Annotated in this window: 19 protein-coding genes and 1 pseudogene; 16 read left to right on the forward strand and 4 right to left on the reverse strand. The window is 38.0% G+C overall.

The window, feature by feature from the left end; all coding sequences use genetic code 11:
- The first annotated feature begins 15 nt into the window (after positions 1-15).
- Entirely contained in the window at positions 16-747 is a 732-nt protein-coding gene (locus ABKA15_RS02820) for a metallophosphoesterase (RefSeq protein WP_049513057.1), read from the forward strand.
- Between the two features lie 62 nt (positions 748-809).
- On the opposite strand, the gene ABKA15_RS02825 is transcribed toward ABKA15_RS02820, so the two are convergent.
- From ABKA15_RS02825 to ABKA15_RS02840, 4 genes are read right to left on the reverse strand one after another with little or no spacing between them, the layout of a single operon-like run.
- Entirely contained in the window at positions 810-1784 is a 975-nt protein-coding gene (locus ABKA15_RS02825) for a siderophore ABC transporter substrate-binding protein (RefSeq protein WP_350015378.1), read from the reverse strand.
- A gap of 22 nt (positions 1785-1806) precedes the next feature.
- The gene (locus tag ABKA15_RS02830) at positions 1807-2559 is read right to left on the reverse strand and encodes an ATP-binding cassette domain-containing protein (RefSeq protein ID WP_049513055.1); all 753 of its coding nucleotides are present in this window, start codon (positions 2557-2559) and stop codon (positions 1807-1809) included.
- Between the two features lies 1 nt (position 2560).
- Positions 2561-3523 carry an iron chelate uptake ABC transporter family permease subunit gene (locus ABKA15_RS02835; protein WP_186832710.1) on the reverse strand — a complete coding sequence of 321 codons (963 nt, stop codon included), beginning with the start codon at positions 3521-3523 and terminating at the stop codon, positions 2561-2563.
- A complete protein-coding gene (locus ABKA15_RS02840; RefSeq protein ID WP_049513051.1) occupies positions 3516-4469 on the reverse strand; it encodes an iron chelate uptake ABC transporter family permease subunit in 954 nt (317 codons plus the stop codon). The genes ABKA15_RS02835 and ABKA15_RS02840 overlap by 8 nt, the downstream gene beginning before the upstream one ends.
- 251 nt (positions 4470-4720) lie before the next feature.
- On the opposite strand from ABKA15_RS02840, the pseudogene ABKA15_RS02845 reads away from it, so the two are divergent.
- The 15 genes and pseudogenes from ABKA15_RS02845 to ABKA15_RS02915 all read left to right on the forward strand — a co-directional run bounded on the left by ABKA15_RS02845 (position 4721) and on the right by ABKA15_RS02915 (position 18618).
- Positions 4721-5740 (forward strand): annotated as a pseudogene (locus tag ABKA15_RS02845) (IS30 family transposase).
- Between the two features lie 134 nt (positions 5741-5874).
- Positions 5875-6708 carry a DegV family protein gene (locus ABKA15_RS02850; RefSeq protein WP_049514425.1) on the forward strand — a complete coding sequence of 278 codons (834 nt, stop codon included), beginning with the start codon at positions 5875-5877 and terminating at the stop codon, positions 6706-6708.
- A 128-nt stretch (positions 6709-6836) separates the two neighbouring features.
- Positions 6837-7112 (forward strand): HU family DNA-binding protein, encoded by a 276-nt coding sequence (locus tag ABKA15_RS02855; protein ID WP_003023726.1) that lies wholly within the window; start codon positions 6837-6839, stop codon positions 7110-7112.
- Between the two features lie 167 nt (positions 7113-7279).
- Entirely contained in the window at positions 7280-7741 is a 462-nt protein-coding gene (locus ABKA15_RS02860; RefSeq protein ID WP_186832670.1) for a Fur family transcriptional regulator, read from the forward strand.
- 140 nt (positions 7742-7881) lie between these two features.
- The gene (locus ABKA15_RS02865) at positions 7882-8574 is read left to right on the forward strand and encodes a phosphoglycerate mutase (protein ID WP_186832669.1); all 693 of its coding nucleotides are present in this window, start codon (positions 7882-7884) and stop codon (positions 8572-8574) included.
- A 135-nt stretch (positions 8575-8709) separates the two neighbouring features.
- Entirely contained in the window at positions 8710-10770 is a 2061-nt protein-coding gene (gene pbp2b, locus ABKA15_RS02870) for a penicillin-binding protein PBP2B (protein ID WP_186832668.1), read from the forward strand.
- 10 nt (positions 10771-10780) lie between these two features.
- Positions 10781-11377, forward strand: a complete 597-nt coding sequence (gene recR, locus ABKA15_RS02875; RefSeq protein WP_003030149.1) for a recombination mediator RecR — start codon at positions 10781-10783, stop codon at positions 11375-11377.
- Between the two features lie 132 nt (positions 11378-11509).
- Complete coding sequence (locus tag ABKA15_RS02880) at positions 11510-12556, forward strand: D-alanine--D-alanine ligase (protein ID WP_049514418.1); 1047 nt, start codon at positions 11510-11512, stop codon at positions 12554-12556.
- A gap of 132 nt (positions 12557-12688) precedes the next feature.
- Positions 12689-14059, forward strand: a complete 1371-nt coding sequence (gene murF, locus ABKA15_RS02885) for a UDP-N-acetylmuramoyl-tripeptide--D-alanyl-D-alanine ligase (RefSeq protein WP_049514417.1) — start codon at positions 12689-12691, stop codon at positions 14057-14059.
- Positions 14049-14600, forward strand: a complete 552-nt coding sequence (locus ABKA15_RS02890; RefSeq protein WP_186832667.1) for a DUF1697 domain-containing protein — start codon at positions 14049-14051, stop codon at positions 14598-14600. Before murF ends, ABKA15_RS02890 begins: the two co-directional genes overlap by 11 nt.
- A gap of 3 nt (positions 14601-14603) precedes the next feature.
- A complete protein-coding gene (locus tag ABKA15_RS02895; protein WP_049514414.1) occupies positions 14604-15302 on the forward strand; it encodes a TIGR02206 family membrane protein in 699 nt (232 codons plus the stop codon).
- Positions 15303-15308: 6 nt separating this feature from the next.
- Entirely contained in the window at positions 15309-15989 is a 681-nt protein-coding gene (locus ABKA15_RS02900) for a TIGR02206 family membrane protein (RefSeq protein WP_049514431.1), read from the forward strand.
- A gap of 123 nt (positions 15990-16112) precedes the next feature.
- A complete protein-coding gene (locus tag ABKA15_RS02905; RefSeq protein WP_049514412.1) occupies positions 16113-16520 on the forward strand; it encodes a helix-turn-helix transcriptional regulator in 408 nt (135 codons plus the stop codon).
- An 11-nt stretch (positions 16521-16531) separates the two neighbouring features.
- Entirely contained in the window at positions 16532-16852 is a 321-nt protein-coding gene (locus ABKA15_RS02910) for a hypothetical protein (protein ID WP_049514411.1), read from the forward strand.
- 221 nt (positions 16853-17073) lie between these two features.
- Entirely contained in the window at positions 17074-18618 is a 1545-nt protein-coding gene (locus ABKA15_RS02915; RefSeq protein WP_049514410.1) for a peptide chain release factor 3, read from the forward strand.
- The last annotated feature ends 391 nt before the right edge of the window (positions 18619-19009 follow it).

Genomic DNA, 19009 nt, shown 5'->3' on the forward strand with positions numbered 1-19009 from the left:
TATCAGGAGGTAATCATGACAAATTATTTTGTAATTGGTGACGTACATGGAAAAGCAAAAATGCTAAAAGAATTACTCAAAAAATGGGATGGAGAGAGCCAACTCATCTTTTTAGGGGATTTGATTGATCGTGGGGAAGATAGCCGCGCTGTTTTGGAGTGTGTGAAAGAACTTGTTGAAAAGCAAGGAGCGATTTGTATTTCTGGAAATCACGAGTACATGTTTTTAACTTGGTTGGACAATCCTGAGAGCGGCTATGCTCATTATCGTCGCAATGGTGGAGATACAACAATCAATTCCATTTTGGGGCGACCTTTAGATACTCCTGTTGATGGAGTTGAAGACGCAAAGCGCGTGTCGGAAGAAGCGCCAGACCTCGTGTCTTTTATTCGTCAGATGCCTTTCTTTGTTGAAACAGATAACTATATTTTTGTACACGCTGGAGTTGACTTAACTTTAAAAGATTGGCATGAAACAAGCGATTATCAAAAAGTTTGGATACGTGAGCCCTTTCATCAAGGTCTCAATCAAACAGGGAAAACAATTGTATTTGGTCATACTCCGACTTTTTATCTTTTTTCTGAGATGCCTGGGACAAGTCGCCTTTGGCAAACGCAGGATCAAAAAATTGGCATGGATGGCGGAGCTGTCTATGGCGGTGTTCTCCACGGAGTTTTATTTGGAAATGAGGGAATTTTAGAACATCATTTCATCACAAATGATGGTTTCGCGGTAGAAGATGATTAGAAGTTGGGGACGATAAAAGAGCTGGAGAAAATTCATTTAAGGTTTTCTTCAGCTCTTTTATATTATTTCCCAGCTACATTTTTTACATCTTCAATCATCAATTTTGTTGATTCGAGTCCGCCTCCGCTGAGGTACCAAAGGTCAGATGTCAAGTTTACAATAGTTTTATTTTTAGCTGCATTTGTTTCTTGGATCAGTGAGTTATTCAGTAAGTCTTTATTGGCCGAATTGTCCCCACCGATAGCAAGAGTGCGGTTCAGAACAAAGATAATGTCTGGATTGATTTGTTTGATACTTTCAAAGCTGACTTCTTGTCCATGTCTTGATTCCTTAATTTTAGCATCTGTTGGTTTGAACTTCAAAGTGCTGTAAAGAAAAGAAAAACGTGATTTAGCTCCGAAAGCAGACATTGCACCTTCATTTAACATCATCGTCAGAGCCTTTTTATTTGATTTTTCATTGGCAGCAGCAACAGTTTGAATTTCTTTGTCTAATTTAGCTAATTCACTTTTAGCTTTTTTGGTTCCGTATTCCCCAAAGATACTTGCTAAAGAAAGGATGTTTTTCTTAGTAGAATCCCAGTAGTCTTTGTTGTCTGTTTGGAATAATACAGTAGGGGCAATCTCCTTGAGTTTCTTGACATATTGAGCTGTACGACCAGAAGCAATAATCAAGTCTGGTTTTAAAGCTGCGATAGCTTCCATATCTGGTTCTTTCATGTTACCTACATTTTTAATGCTACTTGGTAAATTTTTTAAGTAAGTAGGAAGAGTTTTCTTTGGCATACCGACAATGCTGCTTTCTTTACCTAAAGCACGAATGGTATCAGCTGCACCTAAATCTAGCGTTACAATTTTTTTAGGGTTGGTAGGGACTTTCACATCTCCATTTGCTGTTTTGACAGTGACTTCACTAGAAGCAGATGAAGAATTTGTCGTTTTTGAATTGGTCTGTTTATTGGCTCCGCAAGCAGCGAGTAGCACAACTGCAATAGCTGTGAAGAGAGATAGAAGTAGTGTTTTTGTATTCTTTTTCATTAGAAATCCTCCAAAATTAATATTATAGATAAATACAAACTTTTTTACCATTGATTTCACCAAGGGTAATGTCCATTTCATACAATGGATCTAAAATTTCTTTTCTCATGACCTGATTGGTTGTGCCTTGGTAAAAGACTTTTCCGTCTTTAAAGGCGACAATTTCATCAACATATTGACTGGCAATATTGATGTCATGAATGACAATAATAATCGTTTTTCCTAAGTCATCAACGAGAGAACGCAAGATTTTCATCATGGAAATACTTTGCTTAATATCTAGATTGTTTAGCGGCTCGTCCAAGAGGATAAAATCAGTATCTTGAGCGAGCACCATAGCGATAAAAACGCGTTGTAATTGGCCTCCGGAGAGTGTATCAATAAAACGGTCTCTTAAATCAAGAATGTCCAGATATTCAAGTGCTTGCTCTACTTTTTTGAAATCTTCTTTTGTCAAACGATCCTGACTATAAGGAAAGCGACCGAAAGAAACCAATTCTTCAACCGTTAATTTAGATTGGTAATTGATTTTTTGTTTTAAAATGGTTAATTCTTTGGCGAGCTCTTTTGAGTTCCACGTTTCAATTTCTTTTCCCTTGATACTGAGAACCCCCTGATCTTTCTTGAGCAAACGGCTCATAATAGAAAGCAGCGTTGATTTTCCAGCGCCATTTGGTCCAATAAAGGCGGTGAATTTGCTCGGTGAAATATTCAGTTGAATATCTTCTAAGATTGCTTGATTTCCAAATGATTTGCCAACATTTTTTAATTGCATTCTAGCGTTTTGCCTCCTTAGCTAAAAGATAAAAGAAGAATAGCCCTCCGACAAGCTCAATGACCATGCTGACATTGATTTGGAGCTGAAAGACGCGCTCTACCAGCATTTGCCCAGTGGTCAGAGAAAGAAAACCGAGTAAAATTGTTACTGAGAACAACCATTTGTGTTGGTATTCTTTGATTAACAGATAGGCTAAATTGGACATCATAAAGCCGAAGAACATCATAGGTCCAACGAGAGCAGTTGTCGTTGAAGTCAGCAAAACAATTGCCCATAGTATCTTTTTTTGCTCTTTTTCAACTTCTACACCTAAAATAGTTGCTGTCTTTTTATCCAAATGAAAAACATTCAAAATAGCGTTCTTCTTTAACAAATACAAACCTGCTAGTCCAATGATGATTGTAGCGACAGATAGAATATCCATATTCATTCGTTGAAAGGAAGGAAAAAGTTTTGTCTGCAGTTTATCATATTCGTTAGGATCCATTAGCACTTGCAAGAATGTACTAGCGCTTCTAAATAGCGTCCCTAGTGCCATACAAATCAATAAAATAAATAGAAATCTTTGCTGGAGTAGCTTTTTTAATGCAGGTTGCAGGCAGAAAAAGAAGCCGCACTGTATGAGTAAGACTAAGATAAACTCAAGCAAAGGATGACTGGTATTGCCGATGAATTTGCTAGCAAAGAAAAGATAAATCGTCTGCATAAAGACATAGAGAGATTCTATTCCAAGAATGCTTGGTGTTAAAAAACGATTTTCTGTGATTGCTTGAAAGCTGATTGTAGCAAGACTTCCAGCTATGGCGACTAAGAGATAGGCTAGTAACTTTTGCAAGCGCAATTTCATAATAAAACCTGTTAAAGGATAGTCCATCGGCATGAGATATAACAAGCCACTCAAGCTGGCTAACAAAAGCAATAGAAGTAAGAGATTTCTTGTTTGACTCTTCATTTTATTCATGAGCAGCACCTCGCCACAAAAGATACACGAACGCCAAACTACCCAAAATTCCTAAAATCAAGCTGACGGAGACTTCGTAAGGACGAATGACTAGACGTGCTACAATATCACAGGCTAAGATGAGACAGGCACCAGTTAATGAGGTCAGTCCCTTAATGCGCGTGATATGGTCACCATAAAATTTTCGAATGATGTTTGGAACAATGACTCCGATAAATGGAAGAGAGCCGACTGTAATCATCGTCACACTTGTTGTCAATGCAATGAGAAACAACGTCATTTCCTCCATTTGGTAAAAGGAAATGCCTAGATTATGACTGGCGTCTTCCCCTAGATTCATAATGGTAAACGTGGCTGATAGTTTCCATACCGCAATCAAGATGATTAAACTTAAAAACAACCATTCATATTGATGTTTCTGAATCATGGAAAAAGAGCCTTGTGTCCATGAAGTCATGCTTTGGACAAGATCAAAACGATAAGCAATGATTTCTCCAGCTGCACTAATCACCCCACTATAAATAATTCCGACAAGCGGTAACAACCATTTTTCTTTAAATGAGAATTTTCTGACAAATCTAATAAAAATAATTGTAAAAAAAATAGCAGATACAAAAGCAAATAGCATTTTTTGCGCTAATGTGGCTGACGGAAAGAAAAATAAACTGAGCAACATACCAAATTTCGCAGCCTCGACCGTTCCAACTGTACTAGGAGCAGCAAAATGATTTTGTGTAACAGTCTGCATAAGAAGCCCGGCAATGCTCATACTAGAGCCTGCTAGGAGAATACTAATTGTCCTTGGCAAGCGTGACTCCCAAAATAGCAGACCGGTCTGCTTATCTCCATATAGCAGTTGCCACCACGAAAAGTGGCTAGAACCAACTGTAATTGAAATCATAACCAGAGCAAGACAAAGAATTCCTAAAAATTTTGTCTGTTTCATTTATCAACCCTTTCTTAAAAGCAATTGCTTCAGCAAGATACATCACTAGGCTAACAAAAAAATAAAAGACTGTCAATTGTTTTCTGAAAATTTAATAATTATGTCTATTTAGAAAAGTAAGAGGTTCTTACACAACTTTTACATATTTTATCCAGAAAAATTATTGCCCTGTTGTAAAATGAAGTGCAACACAGAAGACATGTTCATCTGATATACTAGAGTTGCGAAAAACAGTATAAAGGAAGATGAACATGTCCACAAATTATTCTACCACAAATCAATCCTACAAGCACTTATCTGAAGCTGAGCGAGGAGAAATTGAAGCTTATTTAAGCGTAGGACTCAAACCTGCTGAAATTGCTCGTAGACTGGGGAGAAATCGCTCTACTATTACTCGTGAAATTAATCGTGGTTCCATAACACAATTGAAAAAAGTCAATGGGCAGAAGGTCTACTACCAACACTATTATGCAGATGCTGCCCATAACCGTTATCGGGATGCTAGAGAAACCAGCTATTATCTAAAACTGGATCGTGTATCGAACGATTTTCTGACAAAATTTATAGAAGCGATGAGAGAGAAACCAAGGGTGCATAGCGTGGATACCTTTGTTCATACCTATAGACTCCAACATGTAGATGCAGTTGTTCCTTCAACCAAGACGCTCTATAACTATATCCATCAAGGTTTGTTAGAGATTAAGGTTATTGATTTACCAAGAGCAGTGCGGATTCGTAAGAAATTTAACAAGCGTCCCTCTACCAAGAAACATCTAGGAAAGTCAATTGAAGAAAGACCAGAAGAGATTAATAATCGTTCCCGTTTTGGAGATTGGAAAATCGATTCTGTTCTGGGTGGAAAGACAATAGGAGAACCTTCTATTTTAACATTGGTAGAACGATAAACACGCTATGCTGTCACAAAGAAACTCGTGGAAAAGAAAGCAGAGTATGTCAATCAAGCAGTCTTAGAGTGTATGAAACTTTATCCCATTAAGTCCATAACTGCAGATAATGGAAACGAATTTTCATCATTGAGTAAGATAGAGGGATTAGATGTTTATTTTGCACATGCCTATTCATCTTATGAACGAGGCACAAATGAGAATTTCAATGGATTATTAAGAGAGTTCATTCCCAAAGGATCCTCACTAAAAAAACTAAATCCGACACTTTTAGAGGACTATACAAAGGCTATCAATGAAAGACCTAGACGAATCCATGGCTATCAGTCCGCAAAAAAGCTGTTTGAGCTAACTCAAACAGCTTGAAAGATACTCACTTAATCAGAGGAACAACTTTGTTGCACTTGACTTGACAATTGAGACAGAAAAATTATTCCACAAAAAGTTATTTTTTTGATATAATAAATTAAATAGATAAAATTTATAAAAGTAGGAAAACCATGACAAAAATCAAAATTGTAACGGATTCATCTATTACGATTGAACCGCAAGTTGTAGAGGATTTAGAGATTACAATCGTCCCTTTGTCTGTAATGGTAGACGGTGTTGTTTATTCAGACGCTGACTTAAAAGAAGGAGAATTTCTTCATTTGATGCAGTCAAGTAAAAATCTACCGAAGACCAGTCAACCACCAGTTGGTGTTTTTGCAGAAATCTTTGAAACACTCGGAGAAACTGCCGATAAAATCATATCTATTCATATGTCGCATGCTTTATCTGGAACGGTCGAAGCTGCACGTCAAGGTGCAACCTTGGCAAATGTGGATGTAACAGTGATTGATAGCTCCTTTACGGATCAAGCATTGAAGTTTCAAGTGGTTGAAGCTGCAAAACTAGCAAAAGAAGGTGCAGACTTTGATGCTATTTTAGTAAAAATCGAAGAAGTGCGCGAAAAAACAGAATTGTATATTGGTGTTTCAACGCTTGAAAATCTTGTAAAAGGCGGTCGTATTAGTCGTGTGACTGGTCTTCTCAGTTCGCTGCTTAATATTCGAGTGGTTATGCAAATGAAAAACCACGAATTACAACCGATTGTGAAGGGGCGTGGTGTAAAAACCTTTAAAAAATGGGTCAATGATTTAGCTGAAGGCTTAAAAGATAAAAAAGTGGCTGAGATTGGAATCTCGTATGCAGGGACTGCTGAGTTGGCAAATGAGATGAAACAGGTGTTGCAACAATTTGTGACAGCTCCGATTCCTGTTTTAGAAACGGGTTCTATTATCCAAACACATACTGGGGAAAATGCTTGGGCAGTTCTTGTTCGCTATGAATAAGTTGGATATTTTTGGAAAGATAGAAAAAAGTTCGTTTTATGCTTGACCTAATAGTAATTTTTAGATATGATAATACTTGTTAGAGTTAGTAACTGCTAACTCATAAAATTTTTTGGAGGATTTGTTAAATGGCTAACAAACAAGATTTGATTGCAAAAGTAGCAGAAGCTACAGAATTGACTAAGAAAGATTCAGCAGCAGCAGTTGACGCTGTATTTGCAGCAGTAACTGAATACCTTGCAGCTGGTGAAAAAGTTCAATTGATTGGTTTTGGTAACTTTGAAGTTCGTGAACGTGCAGCTCGTAAAGGTCGCAACCCACAAACTGGTGCAGAAATCACAATTGCAGCTTCTAAAGTACCAGCATTTAAAGCAGGTAAAGCTCTTAAAGATGCTGTTAAATAATGCAATTTTAAAAAACCTATTGTTTCAACGTTTTGGCGTTGAGCAATAGGTTTTTTTCTTGTAAAAGGGCAGACAAGGAGACTAACTTTATTATTTGCAATCATTCTAAATATGCATTTTTCTATTTTCGTGATATAATAAAGGAAAAAATCATGAGCAGGTAGGAAATGAACTCACATCCTTATTTAGTACTCACGGATCAAGGTGATTATGAAAACGTTATTCAACGATTGAAAACAAAGGGAGTCCGCATTACAGAGACTAGAAAGGCAGTCATTGCCTATATGATTCGGACGCATGAACACCCAAGTGCGGAAGCAATTTATCATGATTTACTTCCTGACTTTCCTAATATGAGTTTAGCAACAGTTTATAATAATCTCAAAGTTTTGGTGGAAGAGGGCTTTGTAGAAGAAATTAAGATTAGCCATGATAAAACGACTTATTTTGATTTTATGGGGCACGAACATCTGAATGTTGTCTGTGAAAAATGTGGTCGAATTGCAGACTTTGAAGATGTAGATATACCTGATTTGAAGCGCGAAGCTGAAGAACAAACAGGTTATAAAATTACAAAGACACAAGTCTTGATGTACGGAATTTGTCCTGAGTGCTCGAAAAATAGTTAAGGAATTGATGTCTACGCTTGAATAAAGTAAATTATCAAAAATCAAATATTCTCCCATTGATACTGGATTTTTTTGAAAAAATTTTGTAAAATATAGTAGTGACTGTGAGACAGTTTTCAAAAATCAAAGGAGAATTTCTAATGGTAAAATTAGTTTTTGCTCGCCACGGTGAGTCTGAATGGAACAAAGCAAACCTCTTTACAGGTTGGGCTGATGTTGATTTGTCTGAAAAAGGAACGCAACAAGCTATTGATGCTGGTAAATTGATTAAAGAAGCTGGTATTGAGTTTGACCAAGCATACACATCTGTTTTGACACGTGCTATTAAAACAACAAATCTTGCTCTTGAAGCGGCAGATCAACTTTGGGTACCAGTTGAAAAATCATGGCGCTTGAATGAACGTCACTATGGTGGTTTGACAGGTCAAAATAAAGCTGAAGCAGCTGAAAAATGGGGTGACGAACAAGTTCATATTTGGCGTCGTTCTTATGATGTATTGCCACCAGCTATGGCAAAAGATGATCAATATTCAGCACATACTGACCGTCGCTATGCAAACCTTGATGACTCTGTTATTCCAGATGCAGAAAACTTGAAAGTAACCTTGGAACGCGCTCTTCCATTCTGGGAAGATAAAATCGCTCCAGCTTTGAAAGACGGTAAAAATGTATTCGTAGGTGCACATGGTAATTCTATCCGTTCCCTTGTAAAACACATCAAAAAATTGTCAGATGACGAAATTATGAATGTGGAAATTCCTAACTTCCCACCACTTGTATTTGAATTTGATGAAAAATTGAATCTTGTCAACGAATACTATCTTGGGAAATAAGCCCAATAAAATATTGTAAGCTCTGCGCAAGCAGGGCTTTTTAAGGTGTTGCGAGTTTTTTCTCAGTGTTTTCCATTTTCCACGACTTCATTTAGGTGGATTTATGGTACAATAAAAGATAGCATTTTGACTAGAATGAGAGATACCATGTCTAAGGAAAAAAGAACATTTAATAGCCATTCAATCCCACGACGTTTGAATTTATTATTTGGAATTGTGATTTTACTGTTTATGAGTTTGATTGTGCGTTTGGGCTATATGCAGGTTATCCATAGGAGTTTTTATACAAAAAAATTGGCGACAGCTAGCAAGACTAAAGTGACGACCAGTTCGGTTCGGGGTCAGATTTATGATGCGAGTGGGAAACCGTTGGTTGAGAATACAACCAAGCAAGTCGTCTCTTTCACACGTAGCAACAAAATGACGGCTGCAGAGATTAAAGAAATTGCTCAAAAATTGCTTCCATTGGTTTCTATTTCCAACGCAGATGTTACTGAGCGTCAACAAGTAGATTATTATTTGGCAGACAGCGAGGTTTATAAGAAGGTCGTTAATCAGCTGCCTAAAAATAAAAAATATGGTACAGATGGAAATCGTTTGGCAGAGTCTAAGATTTATAATAATGCCGTTAAGAGTGTTGATGTAGCAAAGTTAAACTACTCAGATGAAGATAAAAAAGCTATTTATTTGTTCAGTCAGATGAATGCTATTTCTAATTTTGAAACGGGAAATATTCGTACGGATAATTTATCAGCTGATCAGATTGCGACAATCGCCTCTAGCTCGAAAGAACTGTCTGGTATCAGTATTACCACCAGCTGGGACAGGAAAGTGTTGGATACTTCTTTGGCTTCTATTATCGGAAGTGTTTCAAGTGAAAAGGCAGGGCTACCCGCAGAAGAAGTGGATGCTTATTTGAAAAAAGGATATTCCCTTAATGATCGTGTTGGAACGAGTTATTTGGAAAAACAATATGAGTCTACACTTCAAGGAAAACGCGCAGTCAAAGAAATCAATCTTGATAAAAATGGAAATATGGAAAGCGTGAAAAATATTTCCAATGGTAGTAAGGGAAATAATTTAAAATTAACAACAGATTTAGCTTTTCAGAACGGTGTAGAAGACATTTTGAGAAAGTATTTTAGTGCGGAATTAGCGAGCGGAAATGCGACATATTCTGAAGGCGTATATGCTGTTGCGATGAATCCTAAAACAGGTGCTATTTTAGCCATGGCTGGTCTGAAGCACGATACCAATACAGGAGAACTAACAACAGACTCTCTTGGAACGATTATGAACAACTTTGTCCCGGGTTCTGTGGTGAAAGGAGCTACTTTAACAGCTGGCTGGGAATCTGGAGCTATCACAGGAAATCAAGTTATGACGGATCAACCAATTTCTTTTGGAGGCTCCTCTGCCATCACTTCTTGGTTCACACAATATGGAGCTCGTCAAATTACGGCTTTAGAGGCACTAGAATATTCATCCAATACTTATATGGTTCAACTAGCTTTAAATATGATGGGAACGCCTTATACGCCCAATATGGCGATTGATTTGACGAATTTGGATTCCTCTATGGACAAATTGCGTAAAGCTTTTGCTCAATATGGTTTGGGAGCATCTACAGGAATTGATTTACCAAGTGAATCAGAAGGTTACACACCTAAGAAATATACGTTTGCGAACTACTTAACCAATGCTTTTGGGCAGTTTGATAACTATACTCCAATGCAGTTGACGCAATATGCTGCAACGGTGGCTAATGGCGGTACTCGTATTGCACCACACTTAGTAGAAGGAATTTATGACAATAATGAGACGGGCGGGCTTGGAAAGTTGATTGAATCCAAGTCAACCAAAGAGCTGAATAAAGTTGATATTTCAAAAGAGAATATGGATTTGATTCGACAAGGTTTTTATCAAGTAGTTCATGGTACAAGCGGATTTACTACAGGGCGTACTTTGTCACAAGGTGAAGCAGTGCCGATTAGCGCCAAAACAGGGACAGCAGAAACCTTCGCGGGTGGAAAGGAAGCTATTAATACGAATGTAGTGGCTTATGCGCCAAGTAACAACCCGCAGATTGCAGTGGCAGTTGTGTTCCCACACAATACAAACTTATCGTCAACCGTTAGCCATAGTATAACTCGTGATATTATTAACTTGTATCAACAACAACATCCAATGAATTAGAAAGGATACTATGCTTTATCCAACACCGATTGCAAAATTGATTGATAGCTTTTCTAAATTACCAGGAATTGGTATAAAAACAGCAACGCGTTTGGCGTTTTATACGATTGGTATGAGTGATGATGATGTCAATGAATTTGCTAAAAATTTGCTTGCAGCAAAACGTGAGCTGACCTATTGTTCTATTTGTGGGAATCTAACAGATGATGATCCTTGTGCTATCTGCACCGATGAGACACGTGATCAATCTACTATTTTGGTTGTAGAAGATAGCCGAGATGTTTCTGCTATGGAAAATATTCAAGAATACCATGGCTTGTACCATGTTTTGCAGGGATTGATTTCTCCTATGAATGGTGTTGGGCCTGATGACATCAATCTGAAAAGTCTCATTACACGGTTGATGGATAGTGAGGTAACAGAGGTAATTGTGGCAACCAATGCGACAGCAGATGGTGAAGCGACTTCCATGTATATCTCACGGGTGTTAAAACCAGCTGGTATCAAGGTCACACGCCTGGCTCGTGGATTAGCAGTTGGTTCTGACATTGAATATGCAGACGAAGTGACGCTGCTTCGGGCTATTGAGAATCGCACAGAATTGTAAAAAAGAAAATAGAGCTTTCCTTTAACAGAAAATGGAAGCTCTTTTTCTATTCAAAAACAATCTAAAATATGATATACTAAAAAGCGATTAAATTTGTAGATTTCTTTTAAGATAAGAAGGTTAGGTATAAAAATGGCAAAACAACAAATTATTCTCCTTTACGGTGGTCGCAGTGCGGAAAGAAGGGTCTCTGTTTTATCAGCGGAGAGTGTCATGCGTGCGATTGACTATGATAAATTCTTTGTGAAGACTTATTTCATCACACAAGCAGGTGATTTCATCAAGACGCAAGAATTTTCAAGCAAACCTACCGATGATGAAAAATTAATGACCAACGATACTGTTGTTGCAAGTCAAAAGATTAAACCGAGTGATATTTACGAAGAAGGGGCAGTTGTGTTCCCGGTTCTGCATGGTCCAATGGGAGAAGACGGGTCTATCCAAGGATTCCTTGAAGTGTTGAAAATGCCTTATGTGGGTTGCAATATCCTTTCTTCTAGTGTGGCTATGGATAAAATCACGACTAAACGTGTATTAGCTTCTGCCGGCATTCCGCAAGTTCCCTATGTAGCAGTGATTGAAGGGGAAAACATAGACGAAAAGATTGCAGCAGTAGAAGCCAATCTAACTTATCCAGTTTTTACCAAACCGTCCAATATGGGTTCTAGCGTCGGCATTTCTAAGTCTGAAAATCAAGATGAATTGCGCTCTGCTCTTGAGCTGGCTTTCAAATATGATAGCCGTGTCTTGATTGAGCAAGGTGTCAATGCGCGTGAAATTGAAGTCGGTTTGCTTGGAAATAAAGGAGTCAAAAGCAGTTTGCCAGGTGAGGTAGTGAAAGATGTTGCTTTTTATGACTACGAAGCCAAGTACATTGACAACAAAATCACCATGGATATTCCTGCAAAACTATCAGAAGATGTCATTGCCACTATGCGTCAATATGCTGAAAAAGCATTTCATGCTATCGGCGGTGTTGGTTTATCTCGTTGCGATTTCTTTTATACTGATAAGGGCGAGATTCTCCTTAATGAGCTAAATACGATGCCAGGTTTCACTCAATGGTCGATGTATCCGCTGCTTTGGGAAAATATGGGCATTTCTTATACGGATTTGATTGAGAAATTAGTCCTTTTAGCCCAAGAAACGTTTACAAAACATGAAAAACATTTGTTGTAAGACAAGATTGAAAGAGCCGAAAGGTTCTTTTTTCTATTGTTTTAGTATATCTTTAGCGAGTATGTGTAAAAGTAGGTTATTCTGTGGTATAATGAGAGAGTTAGAGAAATTTAAGACATATAGGTGAGAAAAATGCAATTAACGTTCTATGAAGTAGCTTCTGTATTGAAAGCCAAAAATGATGTTCATCAATTTCCGAATTGTACATTTAGAAATGTAGAATTTGACAGCCGATTGATTGAAGAAGGGGATTTATTTTTGCCTCTTAAAGGAGCACGTGACGGGCATGACTTTATTGCGACAGCATTTGAAAATGGTGCTGTGGCAACCTTGTCAGAAAAAGAATTGGACGACTATCCTTATATTTTAGTTGATGATGTATTGGCAGCGTTGCAGCGTTTGGCACAGTATTATCTGGAAAAAATGAAGGTAGATGTCTTTGCGGTCACAGGTTCTAACGGTAAGACGACGACCAAAGATATGCTGGCTCATCTCTTGTCAACAACTTACAAGACTTATAAAACGCAAGGAAACTACAATAATGAAATTGGTCTTCCTTATACGGTTTTACACATGCCAGATGACACCGAAAAATTGGTTTTGGAAATGGGACAAGATCACATGGGGGATATTCACCTTCTGTCCACAATTGCTCAGCCAAAAGTAGGTATTGTGACGCTGATTGGCGAAGCGCATTTAGAATTCTTTAAAAGTCGTCATGAAATTGCAAAAGGAAAAATGCAAATTGCCAACGGCATGAAAGAGGGGGGGCTTTTAATCGTTCCAGCGGACAAGATTATCAATGATTTTCTACCGAGCCAGCAAAATGTAGTCCGTTTTGGTCCAGACGAAGATATTTTCCTAACGAAATTGGAAGAACGAAAAGATAGTTTGACTTTTGAAACCAATTTCTTAGATAACGCCATTGACCTTCCAGTAACTGGGAAGTACAATGCAACAAATGCCATGATTGCATCTTATGTGGCGTTGAAAGAAGGGGTAACACAAGATAAGATCCAAAAAGCATTTGCCACGCTTGAATTAACACGAAATCGAACCGAATGGAAGAAAGCTAAAAATGGTGCGGATATCCTCTCAGATGTTTACAATGCCAATCCAACCGCTATGCGATTGATTTTGGAGACATTTTCAACGATTCCGTTTAATGAAAAAGGTCGGAAACTGGCAGTTTTAGCTGATATGAAAGAATTGGGGGCTGATTCTAAACAAATGCACGGTGCCATGATAACTAGCCTAAATCCAGAAATTCTCTCAGAAATTTTCCTTTATGGAGAGGACATGGCTGCTCTATTTGCCTATGCTAAGGAAATTTTCCCGCCTGGAAAAGCCCATTATTTTGTAAAAAATGCTGAAAAAGATCAATTTTCTGACTTAGTCAAGGCTGTTAAAGAAGCACTAAAACCAACGGACCAATTGCTGATAAAAGGAAGTAACTCTATGAACTTAGCCAGTCTAGTGGAGAAATTGGAGAATGAAGAGTAACCGTCAAGTACAGTATCTTGCCCTCCTTCGTGGCGTGATGCCAACAGGACCAAATCGGATCCCTAAGATGAGTGAGTTGGTTCAAATGTTGAAACAATCTGGTTTAGATAATGTTTCAAGTTATATTCAATCAGGCAATGTAATTTGCGAAACAAGCCTACCAGCTGGAGAATTAGCCCAACACATGCATCAGGTGATATTGGAAAACATTGGTGCAAATTTATCCATTATCGTAAAAGAAAAGTCCTATTTAGAAAGGGCTATTTTAGGAAATCCCTTTTCTGAGGAGTTGGATTCGTCACGGATTCATCTCGTTTTTACAAACAATCACATTTCAACGGAGCAATTGGCAGAACTACAAGCAATGAATTTTACAGACGAAATGTTTGCAGTCGGAGAAGCTTGTCTTTATATGTATTTACCAATAGCTGCCAGAAAAAAGAAGTTAAATAATAATTTTCTTGAAAAGAAGTTAGGTATTGTCGCCACAACAAGAAAGCTGAGTGTCATCAAAGAATTAAGTAATAGGATGGATGAGTAGGAGATGAATCTACAAGAATTTTTTACAAGTCATAAAACGGAGGCCCCTCAATTAACTCCATTTTGGTATGGAATGATGTTTTTAGGAATCATTTATGTCATGTATAGTGCTGTAAAATATCATAAAAACAGGCGCTATCAGAACTTTTTGAAAGCTGTACAAGGTTTACAAATTTTAGTGCTTTATGGCTGGTATATTGTGACCTTGTCACCAATTTCTGAATCACTTCCCTTTTATCATTGCAGATTGGCGATGTTTGCTGTTTTGCTACTGCCTGATTCTTCAACCTATAAACAATATTTTGCACTTTTAGGAGTGTTTGGACCTATTTGTGCATTGGTCTATCCTTTATTTGACCCATTTGCTTTTCCTCACATCACTTTAGTCTCCTATTTGATTGGTCACTATGCTCTTTTGGGAAATTCTCTCACGTATTTGCTGAATCATTATGATAGTGAGCAGTTGAATTTACGGCGAATTGTAGAGATTAGCTTTAGTATGAATCTTTTATTGATATTTGTAAATCTGGTGAGTGGCGGAAATTATGGTTTTTTGAAAGTACCACCTTTAGTTGGAAGTCATGGAATGATTGCTAATTATATTTTTGTTTCATTGACCTTGATTTTAGCAATTTTCGTGGTTTCTCTGATTTTTAAACAAATGAGACAAGAACAAGAAGAAACAGTAAGACAGGAAAATTAAGCTGTGCTGAATGATTTTTTAACAACTCAAAAGACAGAACCACCTCCCATTTCTGCTATGGGCTATGTGACGATGATAGGAATTCTCTTGTTCCTCATTTACATTTCAGTTCACTATGCGCAAAACCCACTGTATCAAAAAACTTTTAAATATTTACAAGCTTTTCAATTAGTTATACTTTATTCTTGGTATTTTGGTTTTCATATTTCATTTGCAAACAGTCTACCTTTTTATCATTGTCGTTTAGCCATGTTTGCCATGTTGCTGCTGCCAGATAAATGCCGAAGCAAGCAGTATTTTGCACTTTTAGGTGTCAGTGGGGCGATTTTTGCAATTGGTTATCCGGTTTTTGATCCCTATAATTTTCCGCATATCACCAGTTTTTCATTTCTTCTGGGGCATTACTGTCTCTTGGTTAATTCGCTGGTCTATCTTATTAACCACTATGACAAGCAGCTGTTGAAGAAATATGAGATTGTGGGCTACACATTTGCTTTGGATTTGTTTTTAGTTGGTGTCAATGCCGTAACTGGTGGAAATTATGGATTAATGACTCATCCCCCGCTTATAAAAGGAGACCGAATCTGGGTAAATTACATACTTGTCTCACTGGTTCTGGCCATCGCTTTGCTCCTTTTTGATGAATATTTTAAAAGGCGATGGAAAAAGCAATCAAAATTAGTTTAAAGCTTTAAGCATTACATCCTCTGTCAAGTTTATTTGGCAGGATTTTTTCTAAATGTAAAAAAATTTTGCTAGATTTTATAAACGAAAATAGTAAAATAAAGGTAGAAAGATAGGAGAGGGATAATGGAAATTGGGAAAAAATTAAAAGAAGCACGTCAGATGAGTGGTTTGACACAAGAAGATGTCGCAGAAAAATTAATTGTATCTAGACAAACCATCTCAAATTGGGAAACAGAAAAATTTTATCCGGATATTTTATATGTTTTACAGTTAAGTGATTTGTACCAGATTAGTTTGGATGAATTGCTGAAAGGAGATGAGCGCATGATTCAGCACTTAGAGGATTCGACAAACATTGTAAAGAGCAACAAAAAGATTTTACTAGCTTTTATATGCAATATTTGTTTACTGTTTCTTTTCTTTATTTTTATCACTCCAATCTCTAAGAGTTATCTGTTGACCTTGTTGGCAGTGGCGCTGGTAACCGGGACAAGTGGGTATATTCTGGTGCAGATTATTCGTAAAATATAGGAGGTTCTACCATGACTTGGTATCTATTGACCTTGATTGGTTTGCTCATCGTAGCAAATGGGCTGTTTGTGTATCAATTGTTTAAACTAGTTGAATTAGACGCTGTGGTTCGCGGGATGAAACATCCTAAATTCTGGGGATTCTTGGCAACTGGCGGTCGAGGGGGAGAAGGATTGATTTTGTACTTATTAAAACGAAACAAGGCTATTTTTTCCATGACATCAGAAGAAAAAGAAGAACTTCAAATGAGGAAACAACGGATTATCTATTTACTGGTTTTAATCGTTATATTGGTGATTTTTCTCTTTGCTAGTGTGATTGTGAGATTCTAAAATGTAGTCTCTTATATCAAGAAACTGCGTCTTATAATTATGACTATACAAACAAAGGAAGCTGAGTCTTTTGCCCCAGCTTCTTTATATGTTCTAAGCAATTGAAAAAATCCTTTAAATCCGCTATAATAGGTAAGTTAAAAGAGTTAAGGACAGACCAATGTAGTAAGAGTTTGTGATATAGAGATAAAAAATACTAATCAAAAGAAAAAGAGGACAAAATGACGATTCAAGATGAAATTAAAAAACGCCGAACTTTTGCGATTATCTCTCACCCGGATGCAGGGAAGACCACGATTACAGAGCAGTTGCTCTACTTTGGAGGCGAGATTCGTGAAGCAGGTACGGTCAAGGGTAAGAAGACCGGAAACTTTGCCAAATCTGACTGGATGGATATTGAGAAACAGCGGGGAATTTCAGTGACCTCTTCTGTCATGCAGTTTGACTATGCTGGAAAACGGGTCAATATTCTTGATACACCTGGGCACGAAGATTTTTCAGAAGATACCTACCGCACCCTCATGGCTGTGGATGCAGCAGTCATGGTGGTGGACTCTGCCAAAGGGATTGAAGCCCAGACTAAAAAACTATTTGAAGTGGTCAAACATCGCAATATCCCAGTCTTTACGTTTATCAATAAACTGGACCGCGACGGGCGTGAACCCCTTGATTTGCTGGAAGAACTAGAAGAAGTGCTTGGCATTGCCAGTTATCCGATGAATTGGCCAATTGGGATGGGGAAATCCTTTGAAGGTCTCTATGATTTGCACAATCAGCGACTGGAGCTCTGTAAAGGTGATGAGCGCTTTGCCAGCATCGAAGAAGGAGAAAAAATATTTGGCAATAATCCATTTTATGCTCAGGTTTTAGAGGATATTGAACTCCTACGGGAAGCGGGAAATGAATTTTCACAGGAAGCTATTTTTAATGGGGAATTAACCCCTGTCTTCTTTGGTTCAGCCCTAACTAACTTTGGAGTGCAGACTTTTCTTGACACTTTCTTGGAGTTTGCACCAGAGCCTCATGGACACAAAACCACAGATAATCAGGAAATCAGCCCGCTGGATAAGGATTTTTCAGGATTTGTCTTTAAAATCCAAGCCAATATGGATCCAAGGCACCGTGATCGCATCGCTTTTGTCCGCATCGTATCGGGCGAATTTGAGCGCGGTATGAGTGTGAATCTGACCCGTATCAAAAAAGCTGTCAAACTCTCAAATGTCACCCAGTTCATGGCAGAATCACGTGAAAATGTAGAAAATGCGGTGGCTGGAGATATTATTGGGGTTTACGATACCGGCACCTATCAAGTCGGCGATACCTTGACTGTCGGAAAAAATAAGTTTGAATTTGAGCCGCTTCCAACCTTTACCCCAGAAATTTTCATGAAGGTTGCAGCTAAAAATGTCATGAAGCAAAAATCCTTCCACAAGGGAATTGCGCAGCTGGTCCAAGAAGGAGCTATCCAGCTCTACACCAACTACCAGACTGGTGAGTACATGTTGGGAGCTGTCGGTCAGCTTCAGTTTGAAGTCTTCAAGCACCGCATGGAAAATGAGTACAATGCCGAAGTAGTCATGACACCCATGGGCAAAAAGACTGTCCGCTGGATTTCACCAGATGATCTGGACGAGCGTATGTCCTCCAGCCGCAATATTTTAGCCAAGGACCGCTTTGACCAGCCTGTCTTTCTCTTTGAAAATGACTTTGCCTTGCGCTGGTTTGCCGATAAATATCCAGATGTCAAGTTGGAAGAGAAGATGTGAGAGCGTTAAAAATCCGACAGAAAATTAGAAAATCTGACGAAGAAGCGATTGCTTCTAGGAGGATTTATCTATTTTCCGAGGATTTAGCTCGAACTCAGTTAGAGAAAATGTAAGACGTTGCCAATGACTAGTAACTGAAGTTACTGTAATTGGACGCTAGCCACTGTAGAGGGACTAGCTAACTGCCTTACTAACTTCGTCAGACGAATAAAATCGATTCGTCTGACTCTGTATCGTAACGCTAGGAAAAATAGGAAGCTTTATCTATTTTCCGAGGATTTAGTTTGAACTCAGTTAAAGAAAATGTGAGACTTGCCACTGCATATTAGCAGAGTAATTAACTTAAAAACTATGCTATTGTTGGAGTTTTATCATAATGATTTTTGAAACA

It is taken from the genome of Streptococcus sp. KHUD_010, assembly GCF_040207525.1.
In the GTDB taxonomy this organism is placed as follows: Bacteria; Bacillota; Bacilli; order Lactobacillales; family Streptococcaceae; genus Streptococcus; species Streptococcus hominis.

What these genes read in the sequence shown, in the direction of transcription:
- ABKA15_RS02890 (WP_186832667.1), top strand. Translation starts at nt 14,049, where the DNA reads ATGAAGAGTAACCGTCAAGTACAGTATCTTGCCCTCCTTCGTGGCGTG.
- ABKA15_RS02835 (WP_186832710.1), bottom strand. Translation starts at nt 3,523, where the DNA reads ATGAATAAAATGAAGAGTCAAACAAGAAATCTCTTACTTCTATTGCTT.
- pbp2b (WP_186832668.1), top strand. Translation starts at nt 8,710, where the DNA reads ATGAGAGATACCATGTCTAAGGAAAAAAGAACATTTAATAGCCATTCA.
- ABKA15_RS02850 (WP_049514425.1), top strand. Translation starts at nt 5,875, where the DNA reads ATGACAAAAATCAAAATTGTAACGGATTCATCTATTACGATTGAACCG.
- murF (WP_049514417.1), top strand. Translation starts at nt 12,689, where the DNA reads ATGCAATTAACGTTCTATGAAGTAGCTTCTGTATTGAAAGCCAAAAAT.
- ABKA15_RS02855 (WP_003023726.1), top strand. Translation starts at nt 6,837, where the DNA reads ATGGCTAACAAACAAGATTTGATTGCAAAAGTAGCAGAAGCTACAGAA.
- ABKA15_RS02915 (WP_049514410.1), top strand. Translation starts at nt 17,074, where the DNA reads ATGACGATTCAAGATGAAATTAAAAAACGCCGAACTTTTGCGATTATC.
- ABKA15_RS02830 (WP_049513055.1), bottom strand. Translation starts at nt 2,559, where the DNA reads ATGCAATTAAAAAATGTTGGCAAATCATTTGGAAATCAAGCAATCTTA.
- ABKA15_RS02840 (WP_049513051.1), bottom strand. Translation starts at nt 4,469, where the DNA reads ATGAAACAGACAAAATTTTTAGGAATTCTTTGTCTTGCTCTGGTTATG.
- ABKA15_RS02860 (WP_186832670.1), top strand. Translation starts at nt 7,280, where the DNA reads ATGAACTCACATCCTTATTTAGTACTCACGGATCAAGGTGATTATGAA.
- ABKA15_RS02895 (WP_049514414.1), top strand. Translation starts at nt 14,604, where the DNA reads ATGAATCTACAAGAATTTTTTACAAGTCATAAAACGGAGGCCCCTCAA.
- ABKA15_RS02820 (WP_049513057.1), top strand. Translation starts at nt 16, where the DNA reads ATGACAAATTATTTTGTAATTGGTGACGTACATGGAAAAGCAAAAATG.
- ABKA15_RS02880 (WP_049514418.1), top strand. Translation starts at nt 11,510, where the DNA reads ATGGCAAAACAACAAATTATTCTCCTTTACGGTGGTCGCAGTGCGGAA.
- ABKA15_RS02865 (WP_186832669.1), top strand. Translation starts at nt 7,882, where the DNA reads ATGGTAAAATTAGTTTTTGCTCGCCACGGTGAGTCTGAATGGAACAAA.
- ABKA15_RS02910 (WP_049514411.1), top strand. Translation starts at nt 16,532, where the DNA reads ATGACTTGGTATCTATTGACCTTGATTGGTTTGCTCATCGTAGCAAAT.
- ABKA15_RS02905 (WP_049514412.1), top strand. Translation starts at nt 16,113, where the DNA reads ATGGAAATTGGGAAAAAATTAAAAGAAGCACGTCAGATGAGTGGTTTG.
- ABKA15_RS02825 (WP_350015378.1), bottom strand. Translation starts at nt 1,784, where the DNA reads ATGAAAAAGAATACAAAAACACTACTTCTATCTCTCTTCACAGCTATT.
- recR (WP_003030149.1), top strand. Translation starts at nt 10,781, where the DNA reads ATGCTTTATCCAACACCGATTGCAAAATTGATTGATAGCTTTTCTAAA.